We start from the raw sequence: 14175 nt of genomic DNA, 5'->3' as shown, positions 1-14175 counted from the left end.
CCGCCGCGGATCGGCCCGGTCCGGAATTTTCATCCCGCCCTGTAAGAAATGGATGGGGACCACCGTCTAACGGTTCGAACCATCGGCGGGGCGGGGATGAACGCGCAGGACAAGGTATTCCGGGAATGGATGAAGGCGCATGTGGGCCTGCTGGTCCATGTGGCGCGTGCCTTCGCCGACCCGGCGGACCAGAACGACCTTCTCCAGGAACTGATGCTGGCAGTGTGGAAGGCGGTTCCCGCCTTCCGTGCCGAGTCGTCGCCTGTCACCTTCATCCACCGGGTCGCCCATAACCGGGCACTGACCTGGCGCCGGCGGGAGAACTGGCTGTTCCGCCGGGCCCGGCAAGGGCAGGCCGATCTGGCCCTGTTTTCCGGCAACGGCGCCGACCCTGGCGGACAGGAGCGGGTCGACCGGCTTTACGCGGCCATCCGTACCCTGTCCTCCGTCGATCGTTCCTTGATGCTGCTGTCGCTGGAGAACGTCTCCTATGGGGAGATGGCGGCCATGCATGGCATCTCGACCACCAATGTCGGCGTGCGCCTGTCCCGCGCCCGGCAACGTGTCACCACCCTGCTGCGGGAGGAACCCGGGCATGAATGATGATCCTTTGTCCCGGACCTTCGCGTCCGGTGCCAACCACCCTGCCGACAAGGAGAAGAACGCCATGATCGATGCCATGATGCGCGACCTGATCGGGCGACGCCACCGGACAAGCTGGTTCCTGGGGGCCGTCGGGGCCGTCCTTTCCCTGGTCACGGCGGGGGCGTTCGCCACCTCCATCGCGGGGCAGGGGGACGGGGCCGACCTGTGGACGGCGCTGCCGCCGCTGGCTTTGTGCTGGGGCCTGTTGCTGCTGGTCGGGCGGCCCCATCGTCGCCATCTGCGCGACCATGGGGCCGCCGGCCGTACACTGCCGGACAGTGTTGCGGCCATGCTGGACGCGAACCGGGCCGGGCGGCTGCGGTTGCTGTTTGTGGGGGGGGCGTGGCTGGTGATGCTGCCGCTGTTGCTGCTGGCACTGGATGGTTTGCAGGCGGGTGGCAAGATGGCGCCCGATCATGCCGGTCAGTTTCTGGCCCTGGCCGGCGGCGCCCTGCTGCTGGTCATCCTGGGCGGGGCGGCCCATTACCGGCTCAACCTGCTGCCCGAACAGCGCCGGCTGGAGGCCCTGCTGCGCGATTACGCCGGCTGACCGGCGGGCTGCTGCTGGGTGATGCAGTGGATGCCGCCACCGCCGCGCACGATATCCAGCGCCGGCACGGGTAGGATTTTCCTGTCCGGGAACAGCCGGCGGAACAGGCTGACAGCCTCGGTATCCGCCGGGTCCTCGAACTGGGGCATCACGATGCCGCCATTGGCCATGTAGAAGTTCGTATAGGAGAGGGTCAGGCGGACCCCGTCCTGTTCCTGCCGGGCCGGTGTCCGCAGGGTCACGATCTCCAGTTCGCGGCCCGCCGCGTCGCGGGCCGCGCGCAGGCGGGCGAGATTGTCCTGAAATATCGGGTAGTTGGGGTCATCCTTGTCGTCCGTCACCATGGTCAGCACGGTGCCCGGCTTCACGAAGGCCGCGATCTCATCGATATGGCCATCGGTTTCGTCCTGCTCATACCCCTTGTTCAGCCAGATGAACTGCCGCACGCCCAGATGGGCGGCCAGATGCGCCTCGATCTCCGCCTTCGTCAGGTGGGGGTTGCGGTTGGGGTTCAGCAGGCACTCCTCGGTCGTCAGCAGCGTTCCCTCGCCATCCACATGGAAGGACCCGCCTTCCATGATCAGCGGCGCCGCATAGCGCTTAAGACCCTGGCTTTCCAGGATCAGGCGGCCGACCTGGGTATCAGCCTGGAAATCGCTGTAATTGCCGCCCCAGGCGTTGAAGCCCCAATGCACCCCGGCCACCCCGCCCCGGCCATCGATGACGAAGCTGGGGCCATTGTCGCGCACCCAGCTATCCGATGTCGGCATGGGCAGGACCGACACGCCGGCCCCGCAGGCCAGGCTGACATCGGCCAGGGCGCCATCGGGGCACAGCATGGTCACGGGCTCGAACCCCGCAATGGCCTTGGCCACGGCGGCATAGGCCTGCCGCGCCGCCTCCAGCCCGTTGGGGAAGCTTTCCGCCCGGACCGGCCACGCCATCCAACAGCGGGCATGCGGTGCCCATTCGGCCGGCATGTGGAAACCATCGGCGACGGGGGTGGTCATGATGCGCGGTCCTTTGTCGGCTGGCGGGGCCCCCTGAATAAAACGCCCCGGCGAAGGTAATCGCCGGGGCGGGGTCCTGACAACCATGCCGGAGGAGATAGACAACCGGCAGCGCATTCGGTTTCAGACTGAAAAATGGGAACTGCTAAAAGAAGCAGGCCTTTCCGCCTCAATCGCGGCGGTTGGCCGGGTACTGCCGAACCGAAGCGGCGAACGGAGAAAAAGCACCGAGCCGCAGCATGGGAAGCATGAAAAAGTACCGCATGATAGTCTCCATCGTTGTTTTCGATGGGCGTAATATAATTGCGCTTCCGGCTTTGCGCCATCCGGGGGCGGCGCCTGGGCAAGCCTGCGTGCCGCGCATGGCTTGAAAAGCGGCCCTGGACCCGTGACCGGACCGCCTTTCAACCCTGCGCATGCGGCCGTGAAGCAGAGCCGGCCCGGCTCTTCAAGGCGCGGCGTATCACACGTTCAGCAGCAGGTTCTCCCGCTCCCAACTGCTGATCACCCGCTGATAGGCGTCATACTCGGCCTGCTTGACATAGCTGACGGCCGATACGAACCGCTCGCCCAGAACCTCCTTCAACGGTTTGCAGCCATTGAACTTGTTCAGAGCGTCGCCCTGGTGGCGCGGCAGGGCGAAGGCCAGCCGGTGGGCCGAGCCCTTGACGGGATCGGACGGCTCCAGTTCCTGCGTCATGCCGATATAGCCGCAGGCCAGGGAGGCGGCCAGCGCCAGGTACGGGTTGGCATCGGCACCGGCCACGCGGTTTTCCACGCGCCGCGCCTCCGGCGGGCTGACAGGCACGCGGAAGCCCGTGGTCCGGTTGTCCCGGCCCCAATGCACGTTGATGGGCGCATCCGATCCCTGCACCAGCCGGCGATAGGAATTCACATTGGGCGCCAGCAGCGGCATGGCATAGGGCAGATATTTCTGCAGGCCCGCGATGAAGCTCATGAACAAAGGGGTATCGCCGCCATCCGCCGTCGCGAAAAGGTTGACGCCCGTGCTGGCATCCAGCAGCGACTGATGGACATGCATGGCGCTGCCCGGCTCATTCTGCATGGGCTTGGCCATGAAGGTGGCATAGACATTGTGCCGGATGGCCGCCTCGCGCACGGTGCGCTTGAACAGGAACACCTGATCGGCCAGGTCCAGCGCCTCGCCATGATTGAAATTGATCTCGATCTGCGCGGCCCCGGCCTCGTGGCTCATCGTGTCGACGTCGATCGCCTGCTTTTCGCAGAAATCGTAGACATCCTCGAAGATGGGGTCGAACTCGTTCACCGCATCGATGCCATAGGCCTGCCGGCCGCTTTCCTGCCGGCCGGACCGTCCGACCGGCGGCACCAGCGGATAATCCGGGTCCTTGTTGACGGCGACCAGGAAGAATTCCAGCTCCGGCGCCACGATCGGCTTCCAGCCGCGCGCCTCGTACAGCTTCAGGACGCGCTTCAGCACCGACCGGGGGGAGATATCGACGGTGGAACCATCGGCATAGAAACAGTCGCAGATGACCTGCGCCGTGGGTTCATTGTACCAGGGGACCATGCGGACGCTGTCGGGGTCGGGCGTCATGTAGACGTCCCAGTTCTCCACGCTCGTCACATCCTCGTCTTCCGGGTATTCACCGGTCACCGTCTGGATGAAAATGGATTCGGGCAGGCGCAGGCCGCGATCCCGCAGGATGCGCAGGAACTTTTCGGCCGGGACGATCTTGCCGCGGGCGATGCCGGCCATGTCCGGCACCAGGCACTCAACCTCGGTGATGTGCCGCGAACGGATGAATTCTTCCAGCTTACTCATGACGACGCCGCGGGTTGGCGGCCCAGAAGCATCCGCGACGGCCGGGACAGGTGCCTGCCCGCCGGGGCTGGGAATTTGGTGCTACGCCCGCAGCCCTCCACATTGTTTCGGATGGACCAGTATAGGCAGAGGCGAGGGGGGGCAGGCAAGGCGGAAAGGGCTCAATAAAAGCTGATATCGCGTTCCAGGGACGCAAAACGCAGCCCGGCATCGACATGGATCGTCTGGCCCGTCACCTTGTCAGCTTGCAGCAGGTAGAGACAGGCCGCCGCGATATCGTCCGCGTCGGGCCCCCGGCCCAGCGGCGTGCGGTCGTGCAGCCGTTCGAAGGCGGCCTGCTCCTGCCCCGGGGCGGGCAGCACATAGCCGGGTGCGATGGCGTTGACGCGCAGCCGGGGTGCTGCGGCCCGGGCCAGCGTCTTCCCCAGCCCCATCAGCGCATATTTGGAAAGCGTGTAGCTGAGATGGTCGCCGTTGGGATTGGACAGCTTCTGATCCAGGATATTCACGATGGTACCGGCCGCCCCCGCCGGCAATTGTGCCAGCAGCGCCTGTGACAGCAGGGCGGGGGCCACGGTATTGGGCAGGTAATGGGCCACCAGCCTGTCCGCCGACAGGCTGGTGATGTCATCCCATTCGAAGATGGAGGCGGAATTGACCAGTGCGGTCAGCGGCCGGCCCAGCCCTTCCGCCGCGGCCGGCATCAACCCCGGCACCTGGCGCGGATCGGCCAGGTCGCCGGCCACGGCCGTGGCGGCAACCCCATGGGCCCGCAACCGGTCCAGCATCTCCGCGACCGCCGGTCCTTCGGTGCGGTAGTGGATGGCGACATCCATGCCGGCCCCGGCACAGGCCAGCGCCATGGCGGCGCCCAGGCGGCGGGCGCCGCCGGTGATCAGGACGGCATGCGGCTGGTTCATGCGGGGCGCTCCCATTCCATCTGGTGGTCGAAGCCGGGGTCGGCCGGGCTGCGCAAGGCCAGCTTCACCGACAGGATGCGGTCATCGAAGGCGAAGATGAAATCGGCCAGTGCCTGCGCCAGCGACGGCGCGTCGGCAAAGGGCCCCTTTTGGGCGAAGGGTCCCAGGATATGGCGGACGATCTGCGAATAATCGACCGTCATGCCGATATCATCGGGGTCACCCGTGAAGGGACCCGTCACATTCGTACCAAGGCGCAGGTTGATCAGGCAGGGCAGCCCGTCCGGCCGCCCGGCCACGGGCAGCGATGCCGCAACCTCGCGCACAAGGATCTGGAAATAGGGGGAGGGTGTCATCAATCCGCCCGATCGCTCGACAATGGCCTGTTGCGCGCTAATATCAGCCCGCGCCCGAAAGAGGAACAGGTGATGCGTCCAGTCTTCCCCATCATCAGGTCCACGTTGTGAGCGGCGGGTTGCTGCGCCTGTCGGGCCTGTCCCTGACCTATCCAAATGGCACCCGCGCCCTTGATGGTCTGGACCTGGCGGTGGCGGAGGGGGAATTCCTGTCCCTGCTGGGGGCCAGCGGCTGTGGGAAAAGCACGGTGCTGCGGCTGGTCGCCGGTCTGATCGCGCCGACGGCGGGGGCCGTGGCGTGGGAACGGCCCCTGGCACGCGGTGATGTCGGCTTCGTCTTCCAGGAACCGACCCTGATGCCGTGGGCCCGCATCCTCGACAATGTGCGCCTGCCCCTGGATCTGGCCGGGATGGACCGGGCCGAAGGGAATGCGCGTGCCGCCGAAGGATTGGAGCGTGTCGGCCTGGGTGACTTCCTGCGGGCCTGGCCGCGCGAATTGTCGGGCGGCATGAAGATGCGCGCCGCCCTGGCCCGGGCCCTGGTGACGCGCCCGCGCCTGCTGCTGCTGGATGAGCCGTTCGCCGCGCTGGACGAGATCACCCGGCTGAAACTGAATGACGATCTGCTGGCATTGTGGCGCCGGGAACGGTTCACGACCCTGTTCGTGACTCATTCCGTTTTCGAAAGCGTCTATCTTTCCAGCCGTATTGCCATCATGAAGGCGCGCCCGGGCCGGGTCGTGGCGGACCTGCCCGTCGATCTGCCCTGGCCGCGTGACCTGTCCACCCGGACGGGCTCTGATTACGGTGCGCTTTGCCGGGCCGTGTCGGAGCGGCTGCACCGGGCCATGGGGGAGGCCGCGACATGACGGGGGCATGGATGCAGCGCCTGCTGCCGCCGCTTGTCGGGCTGCTGTTTCTGGGGCTGTGGGAAGCGGTGGTGTGGTTGTGGGACATTCCCGTGTTCGTGTTGCCGCCGCCGCATCTGGTGGCAGCGGCCCTGTGGAACGATGCCGGCATCCTGCTGCGCTCGACCGTCCTCACCCTGGTGGTCACCGTCCAGGCCTTTCTGCTGGCGCTGGTCAGCGGGGTGGGGCTGGCCGTGCTGTTCAACCAGTCGCGGGCGCTTTCTGCCGCGCTTTATCCCTATGCCATCATATTGCAGGTCACGCCCGTCGTGGCCATCGCCCCGTTGCTGATCATCTGGGTCGGGTATGAACGGGTGGGCCTGGCCCTGCTGATCCTGGCCTGGATCGTCGCCTTCTTTCCCGTCCTGTCCAACAGCACGGCCGGGCTGGCGGCGGTCGATCCCAACCTGCGGGACCTGTTCCGGCTGTATGGTGCCGGTCGCTGGCAGGTTCTGTGGCGGCTCCAGCTTCCCTCCGCCCTGCCCTATATCCTGGCCGGTGCGCGGATTTCAGGCGGGCTGGCGCTGATCGGCGCCGTGGTGGCGGAATTCGTGGCGGGTTCCGGCACGGCCCAGGGGCTGGCCTGGCGGGTGATCGAGGCGGGTAACCGCCTGAACATGCCGCGCCTGTTCGCCGCCCTGGTCCTGCTGTCGTTGCTGGGTATCCTGATCTTCGCCCTGATGTCCTGGGTGCAGCGCCTGCTGCTGCGGCGCTGGCATCCCGGCGCGACAGGATAGGCTGCGTTTCCGTCCGTCCCTGCCAAATGCCCTGTCACCAGCCGCACGCGGTGTGGGGCGGATGCCTGTCCCCTATCCCAAATCGGTACGGCCCTGCGGGTAATGCCAATGCCCGGCGGCCCCAATCCACCCGGCATGGCGTTTACCCGACGCACGCCCCCGCAATGGCGTGCATCGACACCGGGCCGCAACGCCCGCGTCGTTGTCGAGCCTCGCGACCGGCGGATGGCTCCGCGACGTTCGCCCGGCAGGTCGCGGCGGCCCTCAATGGCGCCCCCGCGGCGGAAACGCTACGATGGAGACGAGGATCATGACGATCTACCACGAATTCAACCGGATCAATGGCACCAACGCCTCTGAGGCACTGAACGGCGGCATCGGGTTCGACCTGATCGCCGGTGGGGCCGGTACCAATGTGTTGAACGGCGGTGGCGGGCTGAACGCTGCCCTTTATACCGGCGTGGCGGCCGATTACGACCTGGACAATGATGATGGGGTCATCACCATCACGGGCGCCGACAATCACGACACGCTGGTCAATATCCAGTTCGCCATCTTCGCCGACAAGGTCATCGCCCTGTACGAGCCGACCCCCTTCTGGGGCGGGTTCGACGAGGAATTCTATCTGAACAGCAATCCCGACGTATATGCGGCCGTGCAGGCCGGCATCTACAAGGATGGCGCCGAGCATTATGAGTATTACGGCCGTTTCGAAGGCCGCCCCTTCCAGGCCACCAATGGCTTCGACGCGGCCTACTATGCCGAGGTCTATGGCGACGTGGCCGCAGCCGGCGTGGCGGCCGTTACCCATTATGAAGCCAACGGTTTGGCCGAGGGTCGCAGCACGCATCTCTATTTCGATGCGAACTATTACCTGGAAGCCAATCCCGATGTCGCCGCGTCCGGCATCGACGCCTGGGCGCATTACGAGCTGTATGGCTGGAAGGAAGGACGCAACCCGTCGCCTTTCTTTGATGGCGACGCCTACCTGACCGCCAACCCCGACGTTGCCGCAGCCGACCTCAACCCGCTCTACCATTACCTGAAATGGGGGATGGAAGAGGGCCGGCAGGCCTATATCGATAGTGATTACTATATGTTCTAAGTCTAAGCGAATGGTGAGCGCAGGGGCGGCGGCGGGTATCCAGGTGTTGACCGGTCCGGTCGAGCCATGTCAATGGGAAGGGGATGCCGCCCTTGGTTGCGGCGTGCCACGGACCAGGTGACAGTGCAAACCGGAACCCTCACGTCAAACTGGGAGCAGGATCGGCTGGTGCTGGCAGCATCGGGCCGGTGGGATCTGGCTTCGGCCCCCAAGCTGCAATCCCAGATGCGCGACCCGGCCCAGGGCCGGCGACAGGTCGATGTTCGCATCGACCTGTCTTCGCTTGCGGCGCTCGATACCACCGGCGCCATCCTGCTGGACCGGCTGATCGGCCGGCTGGAGGCGGATGGCCACAAGGTCTCGCTGAACGGCGGCCGCCAGGATTTGTTGACCCTGCTGGAGGATGTGCGCGGCGCCATCGCCGACAAGGCACCCCCTGCACCGGCCGCCAGGCCGGTACCCTTTGCGCTGGCCGATCGGATCGGTCGCGCAACGATCGGCATGTGGCAAGACATTCTGTCTATGCTGAATTTCCTGGGGCTGGTGACCGTCACGGCCCTGCGCGTGCTGCGGTCCCCCGGCCGGCTGCGGCTGCGGCCGCTTTTCTTTCATCTGGAGCAGGTGGGCCTCAACGCGATGCCCATCGTTGGCCTGCTTTCCTTCCTGATCGGCGTGGTTCTCGCCTATCAGGGCGCAGATCAGCTACGTCGTTTCGGAGCCGAAATCTATGTCGTGAATCTGCTGGGCATCGGGGTGCTACGGGAAATCGGCATCTTGATGACCTCCATCATCGTAGCCGGCCGTTCCGGTTCGGCCTTTACGGCCCAGATCGGCACGATGAAGGTGAACCAGGAGGTGGACGCCATGCGCACGCTGGGCCTGGACCCGGTAGAGATGCTGGTGCTGCCGCGCATGCTGGCCCTGCTGATCGCCCTGCCGCTCATCGGCTTCTTTGCCAATGTCGTGGCACTCGCGGGGGGTGCGGTGATGGCCTACGTCTATCTCGACATCAATTTCGTGCAGTTTACCCGTCAGCTGCAGATCGCCGTGAACACGACGACGCTTTTCGTGGGGCTGGTCAAGGCGCCCGTCTTCGCTGTGGTGATCGCCCTGGTGGGCTGCTACGAAGGCCTTCGGGTCAGCGGCAGTGCCGAAAGCGTGGGCTTGCTGACCACGCGCTCGGTCGTCGTTTCCATCTTCCTGGTGATCGTGCTGGATGCCGCCTTCTCCGTCCTCTTCTCCTATATCGGGATATGACATGACGGATGCGGAAAAGCCGGCACAGGGGGCGACGGAACCGATCATCCGCGTGCGCGGCCTTGTCACCCGGTTCGGTGCCCAGGTGGTGCATGACGGGGTGGACCTGGACGTGACCAAGGGCGAGGTCATGGGCCTGGTGGGCGGGTCCGGCACGGGCAAGTCCGTGCTGCTGCGGGAGATCGTGGGCCTGATGGAACCGTCGGCCGGCCGGATCGAGGTGCTGGGCCGCGATACCAGAGAACTGGGCGAACGCGAACGGCTGGCGCTGCAGGCGCGCTGGGGCATGCTGTTCCAGGACGGGGCGCTGTTCTCCTCCCTGACCGTGCTGGAGAATATCCAGGTCTCCCTGAAGGAGCATACCGACCTGCCGCAGGACCTGATCGACGAGATCGCGCGTGTCAAGGTGGCCATGGTCGGCCTGCCGCCTGATGCCGGCCCCAAATACCCGTCACAGCTTTCCGGCGGCATGCGCAAGCGTGCGGGCCTGGCCCGGTCGCTGGCCATGGACCCGGAGATCCTGTTCCTGGACGAACCGACGGCCGGCCTGGACCCGATCGGGGCCGCCGCCTTCGACGAGCTGATCGGATCATTGCAAAGAAGTCTCGGGCTGACCGTCTTCATGGTGACCCATGATCTGGACAGCCTCTATGCCATCTGCGACCGCATCGCGGTGTTGGTCGACAAGAAGGTGGTGGTGGGCACCATTGACGAATTGCTGCGCCAGGATCATCCCTGGATCAGAGATTACTTCCATGGGCCGCGCGGTCGCGCGGCCAGTGCGGCGAAAGGGAAATAGGACATGGAAACACGGGCCAATTACACGGCTGTCGGTGCCTTTGTCCTGGCGCTGGCGGTGGCCATCTTCATCTTCGTCATCTGGCTGGCCAAGGTGCAGTTCGACAAGGCGATCCAGCCCTATTACATCATGGTCACCGGCACCGTGACGGGGCTGGTGGAGGGCGGGCCCGTGCGCTATCGCGGCGTCAATGTCGGCACGGTGACCGACATCCGCATCAATCCGGAAAATGTGGAGCAGGTCCGCCTGACCATCGAGGTGCCGGAGGAGACGCCGATCAAGACCGACGCCATCGCCTCGCTGGAGCCGGTGGGCGTGACGGGCGGCGTCTATGTGGAGATTGCCGGCGGCAGCAAGGATGCTCCCCTGCTGCGGGAAAAGACGCAGGGCATTCCCATCATCCCGTCGCGTGAAAGCTCCATCGCCGCGGTCCTGTCCAAGGCGCCGGAGGTGCTGGAAAACCTGATGAAGATTTCCAGCCGCCTCACCGAATTGCTGAACGATGACAATCAGAAGGCCATCGGTGCCCTGCTGTCCAATCTGGCTCTGGCCAGCGGCAATGCCAACGAGACGGTGCGCAACACCAATCTGCTGATCACCGACCTGCGCCGGCAGGTGGATGTGCTGGGCCGGCAGGCCGAGACGCTGATGGTTACCGCGAACGAGACGGTCGGGACGGTCGGGCGCAATGCGACCACCATCTCCTCGGAACTGGCGAAGACCACGGAGGAGATCAATCGCCTGTCCGCCTCGCTGGCCGGCATGATCGAGGAGAACCGGGAACCCATCCGCGACTTCACCTCTACCGGCCTCTATGATCTCAGCCAGTTGCTGGTGCATCTGCAGGACCTGACCGCCAATCTCAGCCGCGTCTCCCGTCGCCTGGAACGCGACCCCACGGACCTGCTGTTCGGCGGCAATAGCGGAGTGAAAACGGAGTGAGCGACATGACATTCAGCCGCCGCAACCTGCTGGCCCTGGGGGCGCTGGTCCCGCTGGCCGCCTGTTCGCCCGCCCAGTTGCTGACGGGCGGGCGGTCGCAGAAGATCTATGTGCTGACACCGGCCAAGGAGTTCACGGCCGGGCTGGCCCGTGCGCCCTGGCAGTTGCTGGTGGAGACGCCGCTGGCCAATTCCGCCATCGATACGCCGCGCATCATGCTGGGGGAGACGGCCAACCGCATGACCTACTATTCCGGCGCGACATGGGCCGACACGGCGCCCGACATGATGCAGACCCTGATCGTCGAAAGTTTCGAGAACAGCCGCCGCATCGTCGCCGTGGGGGTTGAACGGTCGGGCCTGCGGGCCGATTTCGTCCTGAAGACCGACATGCGCGATTTCCACGCCAGCTACGACGGGGGGGAGACCCGCGACGTGGCGCCCGAGGCGACCGTGCGGATCAATGCCAAGCTGGTGCGCATGCCCCGGCGCAACATCGTGGCGGGGGAGACGTTCGAAGCCAAGGTCCGGGCCGAAAGTCCGGCGTTGAGCGACATCATCCACGCCTTCGACCGCGCATCGGGTGCCGTGCTGCGGCGTATCGTCGAATGGACGCTGCAGCAGGGCATGGCCAATGTGCGGGTCGACCCGCTGCCGCGGTGACCCTCCTTTTCCAAGCCTTTTGGTGAGAGAGCCTTGACCTGTTCCCGACGTCTGCCGTTCGCCCTTCTCGTGACGCTGCTGGCCGCCCCCCTGCTGCCCGGGTCCGCCACTGCCCAGTCCGGGGGCGGGACGCCCGCCGCGCAACGGCAGATGGTGATCGCGTCCGGGGTCGTGAACGGGCTCTACTATCCCATGGCCGGTGCGCTGTGCCGGCAGGTGAACCAGGACCGGGCGCGCCATGGCTATCGCTGTCTGGTCGAGGCGACGGATGGGCCCGTCTATAACCTGAATGCCCTGCGTGCCGGCCAGGTGGATTTCGCCATCGTCCAGTCGGACTGGCAGGCCGCCGCCTGGCGCGGGGACGGGCGCTTTGCCGGTGACGGCCCATTCACGGACTTGCGCGCCGTGGCCACGCTGCATGCGGAGACGGTCACCCTGCTGGTACGGCCGGGGGCCGAGATCGACGATATCACCAAGCTGAAGGGCAAGAGCGTCAATCTGGGCCCGCGCGGCTCGGCGCTGCGCAATCTGGCCGACATGGTGCTGGATGCCGCGGGGGTCCGTGGCCTGCGGGAGACCGGGGACCTGATGCCCGACGCGGCATTGGCGGCCCTGTGCGCCGGTGAGACGGATGCCGCCTTCGTCGCGGCCGGCCATCCCAACGCCGCCATTCACAATGCGACCGTCACGTGCGGGGCCGGCGTGCTGCCGATCGGCGGGCCGGGCATCGACAAGCTGCTGGAGGGCCGCAAGGATCTGGTCCGTGCCACGATTCCCGCCGCCGTCTATCCCGGCGTGCCGGAGGATGTGGCCAGCATCGGCGTGGCCGCTACCCTGGTGGCACGGGCCGGCACGGATGAGGCGGCTGTGGCGGAGATGGTGCGCATCCTGCTGGAACAGCGGCCGGACCTGACCGCCCAGCACCCGGCCTTCGGTGGGGTGGAGGGTGACGGCATGGCAGAGCGGGCCCGCACCGCCCCCCTGCACCCGGTGGCGCAAAAGGCCTTTGCCGCCGCATCGCCGCCGGGACGGTAGGCGCGCCGGGTGGCCTCCCGTCCTTGCCGGCGGGAAGGGGTAAAGGAAGGGCTGGACGAGTCGGACAAGGCATGCATTCATAGGCATGCGGGACGCGCCTGTTTCCTCTGGCGCAATGGTTTTTCACCTATCCTTCCGGATGGTGGTCTTGCCATGCTTGCGCAGTACGCTGTTCCCGTTGTGGTTTCTGATCCAAATTGGCGTTCGCAATTGGCAGAACTCTGCACTAAATGTTAAAGAAACAGCGGAGTCCGTACCGGCTGCCTGATGGCCGGTATCGGCCACGCGGTCGATCCAGGGAGGGTGCGTCCACCCCATGTCCGACAAGTTGTCCCAGCAGGACGTGCAGCGTCTGCTGACCGATCCATCCCCCACCACCCGCGCCGAGATGGCGGGGAAGGTGGCCAAGCATTTCGCCCAGCCGAACCTGACGGCGTCGGAGCGGGTGCTGGCGGAGGACATCGTGCGCATCATGGCGCGCGATGTGGCCACGCGCGTGCGTTCCGCCCTGGCGGACAGCCTGAAGACGAACGCCGGCATCCCCCGCGACGTGGCCATTGCGATGGCCCGCGACGTGGAGGAGGTGTCGCTGCCCTTCATCGAGGTTTCGACCGTCCTGACGGATGAGGACCTGGTGGAGATCATCCGGTCCGGGTCGTCCGACAAGCAGACGGCCGTGGCCAAGCGGGCGAATGTCGCCGAATCGGTGGCCGATGCGCTGGTGGAACGCGGCAGCGAGAAGGCCGTCGCGACCTTGCTGTCGAACGAAACGGCGGCGGTCGGCGAAAAGGCCATGGTCAAGGCGCTGGACCGGTTCCCGGACAGCGAGGCTGTGGCCGCCCCGATGGTCAACCGGGCCAAGCTGCCCGTGACCGTGGCCGAACGGCTGGTGGCGCTGGTTTCCGAACAATTGCGTGAACGGCTGGTCGCCAAGCACGAGTTGCCCAACGATGTCGCGGCCGATCTGGTTCTCCAGACGCGCGAGCGGGCGACCTATGGCCTGGTGGGCGGTGCCGGTGATGTGGAGCTGGAAAAGCTGGTGGCGCAACTGCGCCGCAGCCACCGGTTGACCCCGTCGCTGCTGCTGCGGGCGCTGTGCATGGGCGACGTGCCGTTTTTCGAGACGGCATTGGCGCAACTGGGGCAGGTACCGGTGGCCAATGCGCGTCTGCTGATCCATGATGCCGGCCGGCTGGGGCTGAAATCCCTGTTCGACCGGACGGGCCTGCCGCCGAAGCTCTATCCCGCCCTGCGCATTGCGCTGGATGTGGCGAACGAGACGGATTTCGATGGGCTGGACCATGACCGGGAGCGGCACCGCCGCCGCATGCTGGAACGCATCCTGACCCAGTTCGAGGAACTGGCCAGCGAGGATGTGGATTACCTGCTGACCAAGCTGAGCGACCTGACGGCCGCTGCCTGAACCGTGTGGCGGCCTGGCC

The 14175-nt window shown here is 66.0% G+C and carries 15 protein-coding genes; 11 read left to right on the top strand and 4 right to left on the bottom strand.

All coding sequences use genetic code 11. From position 1 onward, the window contains the following. The first annotated feature begins 96 nt into the window (after positions 1 to 96). Together ACM9LZ_RS21220 and ACM9LZ_RS21215 are read left to right on the top strand one after the other, a co-directional pair. Positions 97 to 603: an RNA polymerase sigma factor gene (locus ACM9LZ_RS21220; protein WP_416621527.1), complete on the top strand. Its 507-nt coding sequence runs from the start codon at positions 97 to 99 to the stop codon at positions 601 to 603. Then, positions 596 to 1195 carry a hypothetical protein gene (locus ACM9LZ_RS21215; RefSeq protein WP_416621526.1) on the top strand — a complete coding sequence of 200 codons (600 nt, stop codon included), beginning with the start codon at positions 596 to 598 and terminating at the stop codon, positions 1193 to 1195. Before ACM9LZ_RS21220 ends, ACM9LZ_RS21215 begins: the two co-directional genes overlap by 8 nt. Here the strand turns inward: ACM9LZ_RS21215 and ACM9LZ_RS21210 are convergent. The 4 genes from ACM9LZ_RS21210 to ACM9LZ_RS21195 form a co-directional block, all read right to left on the bottom strand. Continuing rightward, positions 1183 to 2205, bottom strand: coding sequence for an agmatine deiminase family protein (locus tag ACM9LZ_RS21210; protein WP_416621525.1), 1023 nt, complete (start codon positions 2203 to 2205; stop codon positions 1183 to 1185). The two genes, ACM9LZ_RS21215 and ACM9LZ_RS21210, sit on opposite strands and share 13 nt — an antisense overlap. Positions 2206 to 2668: 463 nt before the next feature. Next, the gene (locus ACM9LZ_RS21205; RefSeq protein ID WP_416621524.1) at positions 2669 to 4012 is read right to left on the bottom strand and encodes a glutamine synthetase family protein; all 1344 of its coding nucleotides are present in this window, start codon (positions 4010 to 4012) and stop codon (positions 2669 to 2671) included. A 161-nt stretch (positions 4013 to 4173) separates the two neighbouring features. Then, entirely contained in the window at positions 4174 to 4932 is a 759-nt protein-coding gene (locus ACM9LZ_RS21200) for an SDR family oxidoreductase (RefSeq protein WP_416621523.1), read from the bottom strand. Next, positions 4929 to 5288: a tunnelling fold family protein gene (locus ACM9LZ_RS21195; RefSeq protein ID WP_416621522.1), complete on the bottom strand. Its 360-nt coding sequence runs from the start codon at positions 5286 to 5288 to the stop codon at positions 4929 to 4931. The genes ACM9LZ_RS21200 and ACM9LZ_RS21195 overlap by 4 nt, the downstream gene beginning before the upstream one ends. Before the next feature lie 107 nt (positions 5289 to 5395). On the opposite strand from ACM9LZ_RS21195, the gene ACM9LZ_RS21190 reads away from it, so the two are divergent. The 9 genes from ACM9LZ_RS21190 (at position 5396) to spbR (ending at position 14156) form a co-directional block, all read left to right on the top strand. After that, the gene (locus tag ACM9LZ_RS21190; RefSeq protein WP_416621521.1) at positions 5396 to 6157 is read left to right on the top strand and encodes an ABC transporter ATP-binding protein; all 762 of its coding nucleotides are present in this window, start codon (positions 5396 to 5398) and stop codon (positions 6155 to 6157) included. Continuing rightward, complete coding sequence (locus ACM9LZ_RS21185; RefSeq protein ID WP_416621520.1) at positions 6154 to 6933, top strand: ABC transporter permease; 780 nt, start codon at positions 6154 to 6156, stop codon at positions 6931 to 6933. Before ACM9LZ_RS21190 ends, ACM9LZ_RS21185 begins: the two co-directional genes overlap by 4 nt. 310 nt (positions 6934 to 7243) lie before the next feature. Next, entirely contained in the window at positions 7244 to 8038 is a 795-nt protein-coding gene (locus tag ACM9LZ_RS21180) for a hypothetical protein (RefSeq protein ID WP_416621519.1), read from the top strand. A 123-nt stretch (positions 8039 to 8161) separates the two neighbouring features. Next, positions 8162 to 9295: an ABC transporter permease gene (locus tag ACM9LZ_RS21175; protein ID WP_416621518.1), complete on the top strand. Its 1134-nt coding sequence runs from the start codon at positions 8162 to 8164 to the stop codon at positions 9293 to 9295. 1 nt (position 9296) lies between these two features. Beyond that, the gene (locus ACM9LZ_RS21170) at positions 9297 to 10094 is read left to right on the top strand and encodes an ABC transporter ATP-binding protein (RefSeq protein ID WP_416621517.1); all 798 of its coding nucleotides are present in this window, start codon (positions 9297 to 9299) and stop codon (positions 10092 to 10094) included. A 3-nt stretch (positions 10095 to 10097) separates the two neighbouring features. Further along, entirely contained in the window at positions 10098 to 11036 is a 939-nt protein-coding gene (locus ACM9LZ_RS21165; RefSeq protein ID WP_416621516.1) for an MlaD family protein, read from the top strand. Between the two features lie 5 nt (positions 11037 to 11041). Further along, a complete protein-coding gene (locus tag ACM9LZ_RS21160) occupies positions 11042 to 11698 on the top strand; it encodes an ABC-type transport auxiliary lipoprotein family protein (protein WP_416621515.1) in 657 nt (218 codons plus the stop codon). Between the two features lie 33 nt (positions 11699 to 11731). After that, on the top strand, positions 11732 to 12733 hold the full coding sequence (locus ACM9LZ_RS21155; protein ID WP_416621514.1) for a TAXI family TRAP transporter solute-binding subunit: 1002 nt from the start codon (positions 11732 to 11734) through the stop codon (positions 12731 to 12733). Positions 12734 to 13049: 316 nt separating this feature from the next. Next, entirely contained in the window at positions 13050 to 14156 is a 1107-nt protein-coding gene (gene spbR, locus ACM9LZ_RS21150; protein WP_416621513.1) for a SpbR family protein, read from the top strand. Positions 14157 to 14175 lie beyond the last annotated feature (19 nt).

The organism is Niveispirillum fermenti, assembly GCF_048066175.1.
Taxonomy (GTDB): Bacteria; Pseudomonadota; Alphaproteobacteria; order Azospirillales; family Azospirillaceae; genus Niveispirillum; species Niveispirillum fermenti.
Note: the sequence above shows the minus strand (reverse complement) of the source record. Positions and strands in the feature narration are given on the sequence as shown.